Source organism: Herbaspirillum autotrophicum (assembly GCF_001189915.1).
GTDB classification, from domain to species: Bacteria; Pseudomonadota; Gammaproteobacteria; order Burkholderiales; family Burkholderiaceae_D; genus Herbaspirillum; species Herbaspirillum autotrophicum.
Map to the genome: position 1 here is coordinate 143,660 of NZ_LFLS01000004.1, position 17,468 is coordinate 161,127.

The 17,468-nt window shown below is 56.8% G+C and carries 14 protein-coding genes; 11 read left to right on the forward strand and 3 right to left on the reverse strand.

The window, feature by feature from the left end; translation table 11 throughout:
- Window positions 1-216 precede the first annotated feature (216 nt).
- From AKL27_RS04535 to AKL27_RS04575, 8 genes are all read left to right on the forward strand, one after another.
- Window positions 217-726: a sigma-70 family RNA polymerase sigma factor gene (locus AKL27_RS04535; RefSeq protein WP_050461594.1), complete on the forward strand. Its 510-nt coding sequence runs from the start codon at window positions 217-219 to the stop codon at window positions 724-726.
- Window positions 723-1,718, forward strand: a complete 996-nt coding sequence (locus tag AKL27_RS04540; RefSeq protein ID WP_050461595.1) for a FecR domain-containing protein — start codon at window positions 723-725, stop codon at window positions 1,716-1,718. The genes AKL27_RS04535 and AKL27_RS04540 overlap by 4 nt, the downstream gene beginning before the upstream one ends.
- A 119-nt stretch (window positions 1,719-1,837) precedes the next feature.
- A complete protein-coding gene (locus AKL27_RS04545; protein ID WP_232310900.1) occupies window positions 1,838-4,336 on the forward strand; it encodes a TonB-dependent siderophore receptor in 2,499 nt (832 codons plus the stop codon).
- 836 nt (window positions 4,337-5,172) lie between these two features.
- Complete coding sequence (locus AKL27_RS04555) at window positions 5,173-5,526, forward strand: hypothetical protein (protein ID WP_157056796.1); 354 nt, start codon at window positions 5,173-5,175, stop codon at window positions 5,524-5,526.
- Between the two features lie 121 nt (window positions 5,527-5,647).
- On the forward strand, window positions 5,648-6,781 hold the full coding sequence (locus tag AKL27_RS04560) for an efflux RND transporter periplasmic adaptor subunit (protein WP_050461598.1): 1,134 nt from the start codon (window positions 5,648-5,650) through the stop codon (window positions 6,779-6,781).
- Window positions 6,774-9,902 (forward strand): efflux RND transporter permease subunit, encoded by a 3,129-nt coding sequence (locus AKL27_RS04565; RefSeq protein WP_050461599.1) that lies wholly within the window; start codon window positions 6,774-6,776, stop codon window positions 9,900-9,902. The genes AKL27_RS04560 and AKL27_RS04565 overlap by 8 nt, the downstream gene beginning before the upstream one ends.
- Window positions 9,899-11,197, forward strand: a complete 1,299-nt coding sequence (locus AKL27_RS04570) for a TolC family protein (protein WP_050461600.1) — start codon at window positions 9,899-9,901, stop codon at window positions 11,195-11,197. Before AKL27_RS04565 ends, AKL27_RS04570 begins: the two co-directional genes overlap by 4 nt.
- Before the next feature lie 26 nt (window positions 11,198-11,223).
- Window positions 11,224-11,607 (forward strand): hypothetical protein, encoded by a 384-nt coding sequence (locus tag AKL27_RS04575; RefSeq protein ID WP_157056797.1) that lies wholly within the window; start codon window positions 11,224-11,226, stop codon window positions 11,605-11,607.
- A gap of 114 nt (window positions 11,608-11,721) precedes the next feature.
- On the opposite strand, the gene AKL27_RS04580 is transcribed toward AKL27_RS04575, so the two are convergent.
- The 3 genes from AKL27_RS04580 to AKL27_RS04590 all read right to left on the reverse strand — a co-directional run bounded on the left by AKL27_RS04580 (window position 11,722) and on the right by AKL27_RS04590 (window position 14,306).
- Complete coding sequence (locus tag AKL27_RS04580) at window positions 11,722-11,934, reverse strand: hypothetical protein (protein WP_050461602.1); 213 nt, start codon at window positions 11,932-11,934, stop codon at window positions 11,722-11,724.
- A gap of 57 nt (window positions 11,935-11,991) precedes the next feature.
- Window positions 11,992-13,161 carry a cyclopropane fatty acyl phospholipid synthase gene (gene cfa / locus AKL27_RS04585; RefSeq protein WP_050461603.1) on the reverse strand — a complete coding sequence of 390 codons (1,170 nt, stop codon included), beginning with the start codon at window positions 13,159-13,161 and terminating at the stop codon, window positions 11,992-11,994.
- Between the two features lie 239 nt (window positions 13,162-13,400).
- The gene (locus AKL27_RS04590) at window positions 13,401-14,306 is read right to left on the reverse strand and encodes a LysR family transcriptional regulator (protein ID WP_050461726.1); all 906 of its coding nucleotides are present in this window, start codon (window positions 14,304-14,306) and stop codon (window positions 13,401-13,403) included.
- Window positions 14,307-14,692: 386 nt separating this feature from the next.
- On the opposite strand from AKL27_RS04590, the gene AKL27_RS28595 reads away from it, so the two are divergent.
- The 3 genes from AKL27_RS28595 to AKL27_RS04600 all read left to right on the forward strand — a co-directional run bounded on the left by AKL27_RS28595 (window position 14,693) and on the right by AKL27_RS04600 (window position 17,451).
- On the forward strand, window positions 14,693-14,824 hold the full coding sequence (locus AKL27_RS28595; protein ID WP_269749187.1) for a hypothetical protein: 132 nt from the start codon (window positions 14,693-14,695) through the stop codon (window positions 14,822-14,824).
- 91 nt (window positions 14,825-14,915) lie between these two features.
- Window positions 14,916-16,205 carry an MFS transporter gene (locus AKL27_RS04595; protein WP_050461604.1) on the forward strand — a complete coding sequence of 430 codons (1,290 nt, stop codon included), beginning with the start codon at window positions 14,916-14,918 and terminating at the stop codon, window positions 16,203-16,205.
- Complete coding sequence (locus AKL27_RS04600; RefSeq protein ID WP_050461605.1) at window positions 16,198-17,451, forward strand: YcaO-like family protein; 1,254 nt, start codon at window positions 16,198-16,200, stop codon at window positions 17,449-17,451. The genes AKL27_RS04595 and AKL27_RS04600 overlap by 8 nt, the downstream gene beginning before the upstream one ends.
- The last annotated feature ends 17 nt before the right edge of the window (window positions 17,452-17,468 follow it).

Genomic DNA, 17,468 nt, shown 5'->3' on the forward strand with positions numbered 1-17,468 from the left:
ACGGCCCCGCTGGCGACCGTAATCCCGGCCCAGGTCCGCATCATCACATCACGGCGGTATCCCCGCGCGCCAGCCCGGCAACCACGGATCAGCCGCCTCCATGGCGGATATCGGCATTGGCGGCGAGATTTGCGACAAACAAAAAATCCTCTACAATGCAAATAATTCTCATTTAAATCTCCGCCCGTGTGCGGTCCATCCATTCCAGGAGGTAGTGTGCAGCCCGCCGAGCCAACTTTGCAGCAAGAAGTCTGCGGCCTGTATCGCGACCATCACCACTGGCTCAAAGGCTGGCTGCAGCACAAGCTGGACAATGCTTTCGACGCCGCCGATCTGGCTCAGGACGTGTTCGTGCGTCTGCTCACACGCCAGGAACTGGTGGCCGCCCGCGAACCGAAGGCGTTTCTGTCGACGATCGCCCGACGGCTGGTGGTGGAGCATTGGCGCCGCCGGGAACTGGAACTGGCGTGGCTGGAAACACTGGCCGCCTGGCCTGAAGCCGAAGTGCCCTCGCCCGAAAGCCGGGCCATTTTTCTGGAAGCGCTGGTGGCGATCGATGCCGTGCTTGATTCGCTCAAGCCTGCCGTGCGTACCGCTTTTCTGCTGGCGCAACTGGATGGCTTCACCTGCCCCCGCATCGCGCAAGAGTTGGGCGTGTCGCTGGCGACCGCCGAGCGGTATATCGCCAAAGCCTTGCGTGCCTGTTATGCGCAGCGCTTCGAATGACGCCGGCAAGTGAACTGCGCCTGCCGGATGACGTCATCGATGCCGCCATCATCTGGGGCGTCAAACTCGACTACAGCGATCCGACCCCGGAAACCCGCAGCGAATTCCAGCGCTGGCTGGAGGCCGATCCCCGTCACGCGATTGCGTGGACCCGCATCCGCTCCTTCAAGACCACTTTCAGTCAACTGCCGCCGGTGTTGGCGAGAAACACGCTCGACAGCGCCCAAAACAAACATCGGATGCGCGATCAGGGCCGGCGCGGCGCGCTCAAATTGTTGTCGCTGTCAGGGCTGGCAGCATTGCTGAGCTGGACGGGCTACGAGGAATTGCCGTGGCAACGACTGCTGGCGGATGCCAGCACCGGCACCGGCGAACAGAAAACGCTGCGACTCGATGACGGCACGATAGTGGTACTCAACACCGACAGCGCGATCAGTATCGATCTGTCCGGTAGCCGGCGCCGGATTGTGCTGCGGCGCGGTGAAATCCTGCTCACCACCGGCGCCGATCAGGGCGTCGCCGCCAAACGTCCGTTCTGGGTATATACCCCGTTCGGCAAGATGCAGGCGCTCGGGACCCGCTTCGTGGTGCGGCTGGATCAGGGCGCGGCGCGCATCAGCGTACAAGAAGGCGCCGTCGAATTGCATCCGGCCAGGGGCGGCGCCAGCGTCATCGTGCAACCGGGCCAAAGCCGCTGGCTGACCGATGAGCAGACCACCCCGGCGACCAATACCGGTTTGGCGGCGGACGGTTTCGCCGAGGGCGTGATGTCGGGCCAGAACATCCGGCTGGCCGATCTGTTGCACGAATTGTCTCGCTACCGCCATGGCCGCATCATGTGCGACAAGCGGGTGGCGGAACTGCGGGTCTCGGGACTGTTTCATGTCAGGGATACCGATCAGGTCTTGCAATTTCTGTTGCAGACACAACCAATCAGCGTCACTTATCGCACCCGTTTCTGGATCACGGTAGGTCCGGCAGACGTCAGTTGAACGACAGCCATCGACACCAACCAAAAAAATAAACGCCGCAGATGAGGGGATTTGCATTCTCGCTCGACCTCATTGATAGGAACCGAATACAACCTATCCCGTCGAGAATGAAAATGCCCTTGATCCGTTCACATGAAGTCACCGTCCCCACGTGCCGCCTGATGCGCCGGCACCCACACCCGACCACCCTTGCGCGCGCCATCTCGGGCGCCGTCTTCAGCCTCGGCATGAGCGCCGCGCTGTTGCCATTGCAAGCGGCAGCACAATCCCCGGCGGCCTTGCCCGCCAGCACTGCCGTCAAGAACTTCAACGTCGCGGCCGGTCCGCTCAATGTCGCACTGGATCAGTTCGGCCGCAGCGCCGGTATCAATCTTGCCTATGATCCGGAGCTGATTCAGGGCCTCACCACCCGCGGCGTGACCGGGACTTACAGCATTGGCACGGCATTGACTACCCTGCTCGGCAACACCGGCGTCGAAGCCATCGCGCAAGCCGGCGGTGGTTACTCGCTGAAAAAAAGTGCCGGCGTACACACTGGCAACACTGCGCAGGACAGCGCCGGTCTGCCCACCATCAGCGTCAATGCCGGGCGCAGTCTCAGCACCGAGGGCAGCGGTTCATATGCGACGCCAATCACGGCTGCGGCTACCGGCCTGATCCTGTCGCCACGCGACACGCCGCAATCGGTCAGCGTCATGACCCGGCAACGCATGGACGATCAGGAATTGCTGACCGTCAAAGATATCTTGCGCAATACTCCCGGGGTCACGGTCAACCAGTTCGATACCGAACGCAGCACGTTTTCGGCACGCGGCTTCGACGTCGACAACTTCCAGTATGACGGCGTGCCGACTGCCTACAAGGTGCAATATTCGGGAGGCGAATCGGAAATGGATTCGGTGATTTACGACCGGGTCGAAGTCGTGCGCGGCGCCACCGGTTTGCTCACCGGTGCCGGCTTTCCTTCGGCCTCGATCAATCTGGTGCGCAAGCATGCGGACAGTAAACAATTTTCCGGCCAGGTGTCATTGAGTGCCGGCTCATGGAATGACTATCGCGGCACCGTCGATCTGTCGACACCGCTCAATGCCGAAGGCTCGGTGCGCGCGCGCGTGGTCGCCGCCTATCAGGATCGCGAGTCGTTCACCAACTACTATTCCAACAAGCGGGAAATCTATTACGGCGTCATTGATGCCGATCTCAGCCCCGACACCACCATCAGCATCGGCGCCAGTTATCAGAAGAACAGTCCGCAAGGCAGCAACTGGGGCGGTTTTCCATTGTGGTACAGCGATGGCACACGTACCGACTGGGACCGCTCGGTCACCACGGCACCACGATGGGCGGCGTGGGCCACCGAGCAAACCAATGTCAACGGCACGCTGGTCCACAAGCTGGGACAAGGCTGGCAGGCACAACTGCAGGGCATGTACAGTTCGCATACCGAAGATACGCCGTTGGTATTTGCCGCCGACTGGCCCGACAAGGTCACCGGCCTCGGCATGACCGGCTACCCGAACCGCTATATCGGCAATCGCAAACAATACAGCGCCGACTTCAAATTGTCGGGACCGCTGGCGGTGGCCGGACGCACCCATGAACTGATCGTCGGCGGCAATTACACCCGCCAGAGCGCAACCTTCAGCGTCAAGGAAGCGCTCGATGCCCAACCGCTTGGCAATTTCCTCACGTGGGATGGCAATTATCCGCAACCGGCATGGGGTGAACCGGTGCTGTCGGAGCAATACGAAACAACGCAATATGGCGTGTATGGCGCGGCGCGACTGTCACTATCTGATCGCCTGAAATTCATTGCCGGCGGTCGCCTCAGTCGTTGGGACAAAGACCGCGTCGGTTTTGCCGGCGGTTCGGCATTTGCTTTTGCGCAAACCAAATTCATTCCCTATGCCGGCGTGGTCTTTGACCTTAGCGAAGTGTTGTCGCTGTATGCCAGCTACACCGATATCTTCCGTCCGCAAGAATCGCAGGACCGCAGCGGCAAGTGGCTCGCACCGTTAACCGGCAAGAGTATGGAAACCGGACTCAAAGCCGAGTTGTTTGATGGTCAGGTCAATGCATCCATCGGCGTGTTCGAAATCAGGCAAGACAATCTGGCTCAGCCCGATCCCGGCTCTCGCGTACCGGGCACTACCTCTCAGGCTTACTTCGCCACCAAGGGTGCCACCAGCACCGGCTTTGAAGGAGAAGTCTCGGGCCGCATCACACCCGACTGGAATCTCTCGGCCAGCTTCTCGCATTTTCAGGCCAAGGATTATTTGCAGCAGGACGTCAACACCCTGGCACCGCGCACCACTGCCCGCTTGTTCACCACCTGGCGTCTGTCGGGTTCGTGGTATCGCATGACGGTCGGTGGCGGTGTTAACTGGCAAAGTCTGTTCTACTACATCGGCAACAGTCCGAACGGCGATCAACGCATAACGCAAGGCGCATTCAGTATCGTCAGCCTGATGGCGTCCTACAAATTCTCTGACCATCTGACAGGACAGTTGAACATCGACAACCTGCTCGACAAAAAATACATCAACATCAATACCTATGCACAAGGTACCTATGGCACGCCACGCAATGCACGCGCAACACTGACCTATAAATTCTGAGTATCAGCCATCAATGCGCCATCAATGGCATCGGTCGCACCGATGCCATTTTCAGAACGCCTTCGCACTTCCCGTCAGCATGATTACCTGTCAGGCTGGTGTCATCTTTGCGGCCACCAGACGGTCTTTGCGGCACCAAAAAACGACGCCGCCGGAGATACTGAAAATGCCTGCCACTTTTTTCTTGACACCTCCGGAAGGCCCATCTATGATCCGCTCGTCAAGTCAAACAGGAGTCCATCTTGGACAGTTGCAGTAGTCATATACGCCGGTGGATCAACACCCCCGCATACATCGCTTAGTCACGGCAACCCTGTTGCTATGGCCGCGATCATGCCGGCTGTAGCATCGCAGTGATTATCCTGATCGCTGCCTGCACAATCCACTCAATATTTATCCGCATCCCGCTCACGTCATGTCGCGTGCGTACCGATGCATCGCATTTGTCTGTGCTGTTCAACAGTCAGCCAATGCGCAAGAATTGCCGAGGTATTTAGCAATGGATACTCGTGTCCGCCTTCTTCACGTCCGCCTGTCATCGGCGCGCGTGAGCATTACCGAGCTGCTGAGCCGCTGGCGCCAATGCGCCAGACTGGCCGTGCGCCTGCCCTGTCAGGAGCAGCAGCATGTCAACCGCAAGACACGCCTGACGCAACGCCGGCATCGCGTTCCCGCCTCTCTGCTTCCCGGGTAGTTCCCGCCCACAGAGCCGGCCCGCAAGGCACGCGCTCTTACTCTCGTCCGAACCAACGCAACGCTCAGTCATTCGCTGACTGAGGAGCGAATCGTTCGCGCGCATCTGATTGACATCTGAATCCTGAAATAAGGAGGCCATCGTGCGTCTCGCAAAATTCATGCAGCTTTTTCACGCTTCTCTCATGCCGATGGCACCGGCCAATCCGCCCAGGCCGGATCTGAGAATGCCCTATCAACTCGACGTCGTGTGCCATGCCGCCGACACCGACGAAATCAGCTGCTTGATCCGGCAACACCTGACCTTGTCACTGGCGGATGCGCAGGCCATGTTCGTGGCACCGCAACTGCGCGGTGATCTGACGCAACTGACGCTCCGCGTGCTGTGCTCGAAAGCCGGCCACGCCAGTCTGGTTCGCCTGGTGCACCGGCTCGGGCTCGAAAGAACAGTACGCAGTGTGCAATGGAGGCCCGTAACCAGCCAGCCACTTAACTAACACCACCAACCGATACCGCATCACCGGGATGGCGTCTGACGACGCCAGGGGGATGCTTGCGCCCAAAAAAAAGCACACAGCAATACCTCAGCAATCAAGTGATCTACCACAGGAGAAAAACATGAAAATGCATCAGATAACCGCCGCTGTCGCCTTGATCGGCATCGGCATCGGCGTCAGTGGTTGCGACATCAGCAACTCGGTGGCCGCCACCAATGCCGCCGATGCTGCACCAGCCGCAGTAGTACACGATGGCAAATTGGTCACGCTGCCCGCCACCTCGCCATTGCGCCACAGTGTGCGTTCGGAAGTGGCGGCAAGCATGGCACTGGAACATCCGTTCGGTGCGCCGGGCACCATCGAAGCCGCGCCCGAAAAACTGGTCAAGGTGACCTCACCGCTGACCGGGCGCCTGATCAAGATTCACCACACGCTCGGCGACCGCGTCAACGCCGGCGACCCTCTGTTCACGCTGGATTCTTCCGATCTCAGCACCGCCTTCGGCGATGCCTCGAAGGCACAGGCTGCCCTGCTGTCGGCGCAACAGAATCTGGAGCGGCAAAAAACCTTGTATGAAGCCGAGATCATTCCCAAAAAGGATTACGAAGCGGCACAAATGGGCTTCGCCCAATCGGCCAGCGATGCCCGCTCCAGCCAGTCACGCTTGCGGCAACTGGGCGTCGGTGCGTCGCAGGAAGGACATCGCAATTACGTCCTGCGTTCGCCGATCGCCGGCAATGTCATTGATGTCGCCGGTGCGCTCGGCAGTTACTGGAACGACATCAATGCGCCGGTAATGACCGTGGCCGATCTGTCGTCGGTATTTCTTTCGGCCGGTGTGGCCGAGAAAGATTTGCCATTCGTATTCACCGGACAGAAGGTCCGCATTTCCTTGAATGCCTATGCCGACCAGATGCTGGAAGGCACCGTCAAATATGTCGGCGAAATTCTCGATACCGATACCCGCACGACCAAGGTACGGGTATTGATCGACAACCGCCATGGCAAGCTGCGCCCCGGCATGTTTGCCAAAGTATTGTTCGCCGGCCCGCAACGGCAAGCCGTGATGGTGCCGGCGTCGGCCCTGGTGCAAAACGGTTTGTACACACGCGTATTCGTCGAGCAGGGCGCATACCGCTATGCACCGCGCAATGTCGTCACCGGCGTCACGGCGGGTGACAAGGTGGAAATCCTCAGTGGCATCAAGGCCGGCGAGCGCGTCGTCGTGAAGGAAGGAGTACTGCTCAATGATTGAACGTCTCGTCTCTATTTGCTTTCAGCGTCGCGGCATCGCCTGGATCGTCTTTGTCTTTGTGGCGCTGTATGGCTGGAACAGCTGGAAGCAACTGCCGATTGAAGCCTACCCCGACATTGCCGATGTCACCTCGCAAGTGGTGACGCAAGTACCCGGTCTGGCCGCCGAAGAAGTGGAACAGCAAATCACGGTACCGCTGGAACGTGCGCTGCTGAGCACCCCCGGACTCCATGTGTTGCGCTCGAAAAGCACCTTCGGCCTGTCGCTGATCACCGTGGTATTCAAGGATGGCGTCGAAGGTTACTGGTCGCGTCAGCGTCTGCAAGAACGCATCAGTGAAGTCACACTGCCGGCCGGCATCACGCCGGGGCTGGATTCCTATACCTCGCCCATCGGTGAAATCTATCGCTATACGCTGGAATCGAACACCAGAAACTTGCGCGAGCTGTCCGAACTGCAATTCTGGACCGTCATCCCGCGTCTCAAGAAAGTCAGCGGCGTGATCGACATTGCCAATTTCGGCGGGTTGACGACACAGTTCATGCTGGAAATCGATCCATCGAAACTGGTGCAATACGGCATCACCTTGCAACAGATCAAGGACGCGCTCAATGCCAACAACAGCAGCGCCGGCGGCAGTCTGATGAACCGGGGTGAACAGGCTTACGTGATTCGCGGCGTCGGCCTGATCCGCTCGCTCGACGATATGGGCAACGTCGTGGTCAATGCCAAGAACGGTACGCCGGTGCTGGTGAAAGATCTGGGCACGATTTCCTATGGCAATGTCGATCGCCGCGGCATCCTCGGCAAGGATAACAATCCCGATGCCATCGAGGGCATCGTCTTGCTGCTGAAAGATGCCAACGCATCTGAAGTGATTGGCGGCGTCCACGCAGCAGTCGATGATCTCAACAACAATCTGCTGCCGAAAGACGTCCGGCTGGTGCCGTACCTTGATCGCAGTTCGCTGATTGACGCCACTACCCACACGGTCGGCAAGACCTTGGCGGAAGGCATGTTGCTGGTGACACTGGTATTGCTGCTGGCGCTGGGCAGTTTGCGCGCGGCCCTGATCGTGGCGCTGACGATTCCGCTGTCGATGCTGATTGCCTTCACCTTCATGCATCATCTGCACATTCCCGCCAATCTGTTATCGCTGGGGGCCATCGATTTCGGGATTCTGGTGGACGGCGCGGTGGTACTGGTGGAAAACATCTTGCGCCGGCGTGAACAACAGGCCGATCAGCCGATTACCGCGACCGATGCGATCAGCGCTACCTTGCAAGTAGTGCGTCCGATTTTCTTCGGCATGCTGGTGATCATCGCTGCATATATTCCGCTGTTCGCTTTTGAACGCATTGAATACAAGCTGTTTTCACCGATGGCATTTGCGGTCGGCTCGGCGCTCATCGGCGCCTTGATCGTGGCCTTGTGTCTGATACCCGGTCTGGCGTATCTGGCGTTTCGCACACCGCGCAAGATTTTTCACAACCGTCCGCTGGAACGGCTGGTCGCGGCTTACCAGCGCTTTCTTGCGGCCGCGCTCGGCAAGACCCGCTGGATTGTCGCCACCTGCACGCTGACGCTGCTCGGCATTGGGTTGCTGGGTGCCAGCATAGGCCGGGATTTCTTGCCGTATCTGGATGAGGGTTCGCTCTGGTTGCAAGTCACCATGCCACCGGGCATTACCCTCGACAAGGCCGCCGCCATGGCGAACACCCTGCGTCATGCCACGCTGGAGTTTCCGGAGGTGTCCTACATCGTCACGCAAACCGGACGCAACGATGACGGCACCGATCCATGGACCGTGTCGCATATTGAAGCCAGCGTCGGCCTGCATCCCTACAACACCTGGAAATCCGGACTCAACAAACAAGAGTTGATCGCCAAATTGTCAGAGCGCTATAAAAAGCTGTCGGGCTTTTCGGTCGGCTTCATGCAACCAATGATCGACGGCGTGCAGGACAAGTTGTCCGGCGCGCACAGCGATCTGGTGGTGAAAATCTACGGCGAGAATTTCGATGAAATGCGCCGGATTGCGGCCGAGGTCAGCGCCACCCTGAACAACGTACCGGGTGCCGCCGATGTCGCCATCGATCAGGAACCGCCGCTGCCGAATCTGCGTATCGACGTCGACCGCGCTGCTGCGGCCCGCTATGGCATCAATATCGCCGACATCAGCGACCTGATCTCGACCGGCATCGGCGGCGCGGCGATTGGCCAGGTGTATGTCGGCGAACGCAATTACGACATGACGATCCGCTTTCCTTTATCGACACGCAATGATCCTGACGCCATCGCCGCTTTGTTGCTGACCGCACCAGGCGGCGCCAAGATTCCGCTGGGGCAAGTGGCACGCATCACCACCGTTTCCGGTGAAAGCACTATTACGCGTGAAGCAGCGCGGCGTCATCTGACGGTCAAGCTGAATGTGCGCAAGCGTGATCTGTCCAGCTTTCTCGGCGAGGCCCAGGCTGCCATCAGCAACGGCGTGAAGTATGACCATCAGCGCTACCAGATCGCCTGGGGCGGCCAGTTCGAAAATCTGGAACGCGCCGAAGCCCGGCTCATGGTGATCTTGCCGACTACGCTGGCCATCATGTTTTTGCTGCTGTTCGCGGAGTTTGGCAACTTGCGGCAGCCGGCCCTGATCCTGCTGGTGGTGCCGTTATCCGTGATCGGCGGTCTGGCAGCGCTGCATTTGCGCGGCATGACCTTGAACATGTCGAGCGCGGTCGGTTTCATTGCCTTGTTTGGGGTTGCCGTACTCAATGGCGTGCTGATGATTTCGCACATCAACCGGCTGCGCAAGGAAGATGGCAAGTCGCTGCGCACTGCAGTGATGGAAGGTGCCTGCAGCCGCATCCGGCCGGTGCTGGTCACCGCTACCGTGGCCATCTGCGGCCTGACACCGGCGATGCTGGCCAGCGGCCTTGGCAGCGATGTGCAGCGGCCGCTGGCTACCGTGGTGGTAGGCGGTTTGCTCAGTGCCACGGTGCTGACGCTGGTGTTGCTGCCGTCACTCTATTTCCTGATTGAAGACCGTCTTGCGGCCCGCGCCCAGCGCCGGGCCGGACAAGATCTCCCGCCACAAGATATCGCATCCGGAGGACAAGCATGACCTATCGTTTTTTCATTTTGCCGCTGGCGTTGCTGTGCAGCGGACTGGTTTGCGCACAAACCGCAGCACCGCTGCCATTCCAACGCTATCTGGAAGCGGTCGAACAACATAGCCTCGGTCTCGCCGCGCAGCGCGAAAACATTGCCTCCGCCAAAGCCGGCATCTCGATTGCCGGCTTGCGCCCGGACCCCAACCTGACACTCGGGTACGGCCCCAAGGAGTTCGGCAAAGAGGTCGATCCCAAGCCGCCGGTTTCCGCATCGGTAGGACTGGAATGGACCATCGAAACCGGCGGCAAGCGCCAAAAGCGTATCCAGGCCGCCAACAGCACTGTGCGTCTGGCCGAAGCCAACGTCGAAGGTTTCAAGCATCAGCTCTACAGCACGGCGGCCACCGCCTATGTGGAAGCCTGCCGTACCCGGCAAGTGCTGGTGCGCATGGAATCGTCACTGACGGCATTAAGCAGTGTGGTCCAGGCCAATGAGACCCGGCGCAAGGCGGGTGACGTCAGCGGACTGGAATTGTTGCAATCACGTACTGAGCGCGATCAGTTCCAGGCCGGCGTAGTAAAAGCCAGAGCCGATGCCAAGGCCGCATTCGTCAATCTGTCGGTACCGTTGGGACGGCGCTTCGAAGAGCAGTTCGGCAACGCCCAACTGGCCTGTGAGTTCGCACCGTTTGAAGCAGGAACCGACATCGATGTGCTGATCGCCGAAGCACAGAAAGAAAGCGACGATGTGCAAATTGCCCGCGCCACGCTGGACAACGCCCGCGACGGCGCCGAACTGGCACGCGCCAATCGCGCGGTCGACCCGACCGTGTCGCTGACGTATTCGCAAACACCGCGTGGTCGCAGCGCGCTCGATGGCAATGGCGACAATGTCGCCGGTGCGCCGCCATCAAGGACGTTGTCGGTCGGCCTGTCGATCCCGATTCCCTTCTCGCGCCTGCAAAAAGGGGAAATCATTCAGGCCGAATCGGCGGTCACCCAAGCACTGCTGGCACTGCGCTCGGTGGAACTGAAGACCGAAGCCGAGGTACGCACCAGCTATTCGCAATTTGTCGCCGCCAGCGAAAACCTGCGGCGCTACCGGGAGTCGGTGATTGAAGACGCTGCGAAAGTATTGGCCGGCATGCGTCTGTCGTATCGCAGCGGCGCGGCATCATTGCTCGAATTGCTGGCAGCACAACGCTCTGCCGATGATGCTTACGTCGCCTATCTGCAAGCGCAGGCTGACGCCGCGACCGCCACCGTTCAGCTGGAGCTGAGTATCGGCCGTCATCCTTCTTTGTAACGGAGAGAACCATGCACAATCTGTTTATGGCCGATCACGCCGGACGGCTACACTATCGCATCGCGCTGTTGGTGCACCCGAAACATCGCACGCTGGCCGAAGATGCATTGCGGTGCTGCGCCTACGATCTGCATCTCTGGTTGCGCGAAAGGCAGACGCGACCGGCGGACGGCAATCCCGCCCTGTTGTTGCTGGAAGCGAACTTTGACGCCCCGCCCGGGGCGGCAACGCAAATCATGCAAAAACTGCGCGCATACAGTGATGTATTTCCAATCACGCTGATCCGACTGGATTTGCTGGATGCGTCTCTTTCCAAGCTGCGGGCAGATGCAACCCACAACACGCCGGCAGAAAAAGAAGACACCTGCATCGAGATTGCGTGGCAACGCGGGGGGTATAGCCGCACGTGATGCAAACCGATCGGGATGCATGGCAATCAGAAGCAACGCTGGTTGCCATGCCTCTGTGCTCTGCAGCGTGAAGCACTGAGCTGCTGCATCACCGGAAAACCGTGACATTGATGCTCAATTCTGCAGCGATGTACACCAGTTGCAGTTGCTGCCAAACCAGTGCAACAACCGCACTATCTGTTCGTCCATGGCAGCGGTATTGAGTATGAGAATGCACACCAGCGTCAGCAAACTCATGAGCGCCAGACTCTGTTGCCAACCTTCAAGTCCGTTCAGACACGAGATGCAGTACTCACGTAATCGGAATTTCTTGTCACGTATATTCATGTCGTTCTCCCTGGAAATAACGCCCGTGTTGTTGCTCATGGCGGGTGACCGTACTGCTCAGGAAATACGCCGGTAGCCGTCCTCGACGCCTTCCCTGGAAAAAACCCATTGCCACAACTGAATGTCGCGTGCCCGGAACGCCCCGGCGCAGGACAGCAGGTAATAACGCCACATGCGGTAAAAACGTTCGCCAAGCCGGGCTGAGAAATCCGGCCAGGCGGCTTCGAAATTTCTGTGCCATGCCATCAATGTCTTGTCATAGTCGGCACCGAAGTTATGCACGTCTTCAGTCACGAACAAGCCATCGGCGGCGTCCCCGATCTGGCCTATCGATGGCAAGGCGCCGTTCGGGAAGATGTATTTGTCGATCCAGGGATCCGGTGCGGATCGGCGTTCATTCTTGCCAATCGTATGCAGCAGGAACAGACCATCGTTGCGCAGGCAACGGTGCGCCACTTCCATATAGGTACGATAGTTCTTGTGGCCGACATGTTCAAACATGCCGACGCTGACAATCCGGTCGAAGCGCTCGTCAACCTGGCGGTAATCCTGCAGGCGATATTCCAGCGGCAAGCCTTGCCGATGTTCATTGCCCCATTGCACCTGTTCACGCGAGATGGTTACGCCGACGCAACTCACGTGATAGTACTCGGCAGCAAAGCGCATGAAGCTGCCCCAGCCACAGCCGATGTCGAGCACTCTCATGCCGGGCTTGAGTTGCAGCTTGCGGCAGATCAGGTCCAGCTTGGCCTCTTGCGCGGCGGTCAGGGTCATTGCATCTTTCCAGTAGCCGCAGGTGTAGGTCATGCGGCTACCCAGCATCGCCGCATAGAAATCATTGCCAAGGTCGTAATGCACCTTGCCGACCTGCCACGCTCTGCGGTGATTTTGCAAATTCAGGAACCTGGCGCTGAGTGCGTGCAGCATCAATCTCACAGGTTTGATCTGATCATCGATTTTGGCTCTGAGCAGGTGATAAAAGAATTCATCAAGACGCTCCACTTCCCACGCACCATCCATATACGCTTCACCGAGCCCGACATTGCCGCGCGCAAAGACGCGCTCGATGACACCATCGTCGAGCAATTGCAAATCCCACGGGGCATTGCCGTTGATGCGTATTCCCGCTGCATTGAGCAAGGTCTGCGCTGCCGCATGAAGTCGGGTGTTGTTGCCAGGTCTGCTGCTGCCGGTTGGTACAAATGATTCGGTTGAAATCTGATTCATAACCCACACAATGAGATCGGTGCAGAACCCGGACCAGAACGGCCCGGCAATGCATCAAAGATATCGCGCCTGGTCTTCGGCGAAGAACGGCACGATGCGCTTGCCTGTCTGATAAACACTGGCTTTCAGAACGATGAGAAGAAGTATCCCATCTGCTTCGTGCGTTGGATAATGAAAAATACCGAGATTTGATATCAAAAAAATGTTTTTCAAATTCCAGCCTGGCGGAATCAGAAATATTATTTTGCGGTGAGCGGCGGTGTCGCGGGGCGCGCTGCAATGGTGTGATTGAGCCCGGGACGGTCGCTGCCAGAGGCGACCGCTTTGAGTCCGTGACGCACGCGATTCATGGTGCCATTGTCACGTTGCGTGGCATACACCACATAGGCAGAGTGCGAAAATTCGGGCGTGTCCTTGACGCGTTGCAGGCGACCATCTGCAATGAATGGCTGCGCCGTGCCGGCACGAAAATAACCGGCACCGCCAACACTCAACACATAAGTGAGCGCCAGCGGTCCGAGTGAAATCGACAATGCCGGGTTGCTCAGTTCAGGATGTGCGGCTTGATGATTGATCAGAAAGTGCGGTCCCCAGTCGACATAGACGTAGCGCTCGGGATCGACTTCGCCATCCGGATCGGTGGTGACCATGATGAGCTTTTCTTCCAGCAGCAACTCCGATACCAATCCGGCACGCGGCGGCGGGCTGTACAGTACTGCCAGATCGAGCGAGCCGTTCTGCACCCGGTCGAGCAAGCGGGCCGGAATATCCACTTCGGAACGTATTGCAATTTCGGGACAGGATTGGTTCATCCATATCAGCCAGTCGACCAGAAACGGATGCCACAGACTCAGTTCGCCGCCGAGACTGATGCCATCTTCGCGTCCCGCTGGCAACGCGATTTGCTGGCGCGCCCGCTCCCACACCTGCACCAGAGTGGTGGCGTGCCGGACGAAGCGCTCACCGGCAGCAGTCAGGCGGGCACCGGCCTTGTTGCGCACGAATAGCGGTCTTCCCAATTGTTCTTCCAACGTGCGAATGCGCGCACTCACCGCTGTTTGCGTCAGGTGCATGCGCTCCGCCGTCAGAATGAAACTGCCGTTGGCTGCGACTTCCAGGAAGGTCCGGGCGAGATTGATGTCCATCGTCGAATAGCGGTTCGCCTGCATAAACATGCGGCCTGAGCACACTGGTGTGCGTCGTCAGGGAATCAACGGCAAATATATCACGATGCGATTATTGAATCGTGGTGCGGTACTCAATAGCAATGGCTTTGGCAAGAACATCCATATTGTGGCAACACCTTCAGCAGACACAACGCAGTTAGGCCGAAGTCATATCTCATTGAAAATAGAATTCATTCGATATTCAAAATCATTTTTCTCGACTAACTTATATGAACCCTACTTCAAATTAAATAGGGAATAGGATCCGAAAAAGGATTCTTAACGTTGTAATTTTTCCGTGCCATCTGGTTTGTTTTGACGGCAATTCATAGTGTTTTTTTAAATGCAATTTAAGGAGAATATGAATGAATACGACACTAAATCTGGACGAAAAGGTGCTTGAACAATTTTCCGAATACTTGGAAAAAAATGCGTTAGACGCTCAGTCTTCCGCCACTTCTACGGTTTCACATAATTCCAATAATATCAGTGCCTGAGTAACACCCAGAAGGCGGCGGCAATTCATTGCATCCGCCTTTTCCATATTAAAGCGCCTCCATTTCTGACTGAGGAAAGAGAAGATAACGCATGAAAATGGGTACAAGCTTTCTGTTCTTTCTCACGAGTTCCGCACTCAATACTATTGCACTACATTGTGTCCGGTTCGGTATGTCATGGCTGGTGATGCGTGAAACAGATTCTGCCATTGCATTTGCTACGGTTTTCAGCACCTCCAGTTTAGTTGAAATTTATTCCAAGCCGATGCTGGCACCGATGGCGGACTATTTTGATCGCCTGAATATCTACCGTATCTGTGTTGGCTTGGCAGCGACGGTCATGTTGGTCTTGATGCTGGCAGTTTCATTCCTGCCATTCTCGATCGCCGTAGTCACCAGCTTGCTGATTGCTCTGAGTTTGATCGCAGGACTCCGAGACCCTGCCGCTGCCGGTTTACCTCCGGCATTGGTCGAGACGAAGCACTTAACGTCGGCGCTGTCCCTTGCCGCAAGTACCAGCTCTGTCGTTGGCCTGTGCGCCCCCATATCCGGGGCGTTGCTGCTGGCCATAGGCGGAGTGCCAGCCACACTCGGAGCAGCAGCCATCGCGTGTGCCACAGGTTTATTCACAAGTTTGGGTATTCGTATTTCAGGGTCGCAACCGACCACCACTCACAAACAATGGCGCGAATACTTGCGTACTTGGCACTTACGTATGATCGATGGCGTTCGCGCCGTTTTTCTCACCCGTTCGGAACGGATAATGGCTATCGTTGTAGCACTCACAAACGCCGGTTTGTTCCCATTTTTTTCCGTTGTTCTTCCTCTCTGGGTTACCCAAGGTCTTGGTGCCTCGGCTGGCACCATGGCAATAATAGAAATTGCATTCGGGATGGGCATTCTTTTCGGTAGCACTCTGCTTACAGCGCGGCTGAATATTTTCGTGGGACGCTTTATGGCGCTGGTGACGGGAAATGCCCTGCTTGGCGTCGGAATTTTTGTGGCTGCCTTTTGTTCCAATATGACCCTGTTGGTACTGTGTTTTGTCATCAGCGGTGCCGGTTTTGCGGTTTTCAATATCAACGCCAGTACCCTGCGATCAGCAGCAACGCCACCAGCGTTTCGCTCTCGCATGGCTGCCGGCGTAGCATTTCTGTCATCTTGCTTGAACCCCCTCGCATCACAAGGTATTGGATTCGTCATCGACGGCTTCAGCCTCGATATCAGTGTCGCGATATGTGGAATGTTGATACTCATATCGACAGCACTTTTGATGAAAAACGTTGATGCAAAATCGTTGTTGATACGACCCAACGAGGAAATTGTGGGAATTTATGCAAGTTTGTATCCCAGAGCCTTTAGCCGAGAAAAAAATGTCTGAACATCTGATTAATGAGCAATTCACGCGTTTGAGTTCCAGTCTTCGCTCGCGGAACGTTGAGGAGTCTCTAGCAATAGCAGAGTCACTGGCGATAAGCCGCGGCATCAGTCGCGTGGTCGATACGACTTGGCTCGACCGCATTGGGATTCCTGTCTATTCGTCGATTCGCCCCGATGGTGTGAAGGGAACTTTATGTGTACATGCGGGAAAGGGATTCACACACACAGAGGCCAAGATTGGTGCATATATGGAGGCAATCGAGTTCAGCTTTGCCACCCCTGGCCGTAATATCGTCAATTGGTTTTTGTGTAAGCCTGCCGATATCCTTGCGTCCTTTCAGCAACGCATTCACTTTTCAGATTTCTGCCCTCGCATAGGGCAACGCATTGAGCATGACGATGATATAGCAGTAGTGGCCGGTGAGGAAATAATGAGCAACCTCGGACGCGTTCTTGTTCCTGCTGAGTTAGTCTATATGCCATTTTTTGAAAATACGGGAGCCAAGCTGTATGGGACAAGCACCAATGGTTTGGCCTCGGGAAATACTTTGGAAGAAGCAACCGTACATGGTCTCGCCGAAGTAATGGAACGTCATGTACGATCATTTGATGTAATTAAAGACCGTTCTTCACTGGTGCATCTGGGCAACGCTCCACCAAAAATAAAAGCCATGGCCAAGCAAATCGAAAATGCCGGTTTGCACTGCTATTTGCGTTATAGCGAAAACCCATTTGGATTAGCGTACTTCACTGGCTATGTTCTAGAGCCCGATGAACATAATCCAATCGCGGTAGCATCTGGTTTTGGTTTTCATCCGATCGCGGAGATCGCTGCAGTACGTGCTTTGGCCGAAGCAGTCCAAGGACGATTGAGCCATATTCATGGTGGCCGGGATGACATAATCAAACGTGTAGAGACAGCTACTTCACTTGGTCGTGATCGCGAGTTGGATCTCATTCGACATTTACGTACCATAGCCGCAAACCCCTCTGATGAAATAGATTTCCTCTCGGTGCCAAACACGGAAATTTCCAGTGTCATACAAGCACGCGAATGCTTGTATGAAGGACTTTCGCGTGCGCAGTTCAACCATGTTGCGAGAGTAACCATGACTGATTCAGAATATCCTTTCCAAGTTGTCAAGATAGTGGTACCTGGCGCGGAAATGTACGAAGCGGAGTTACCGCGTATTGGCCCCCGATTGGCGAAAAATTTTCAACAATCTAAGAGGCACCAACATGCATGAGACGGCCTATATTTTCG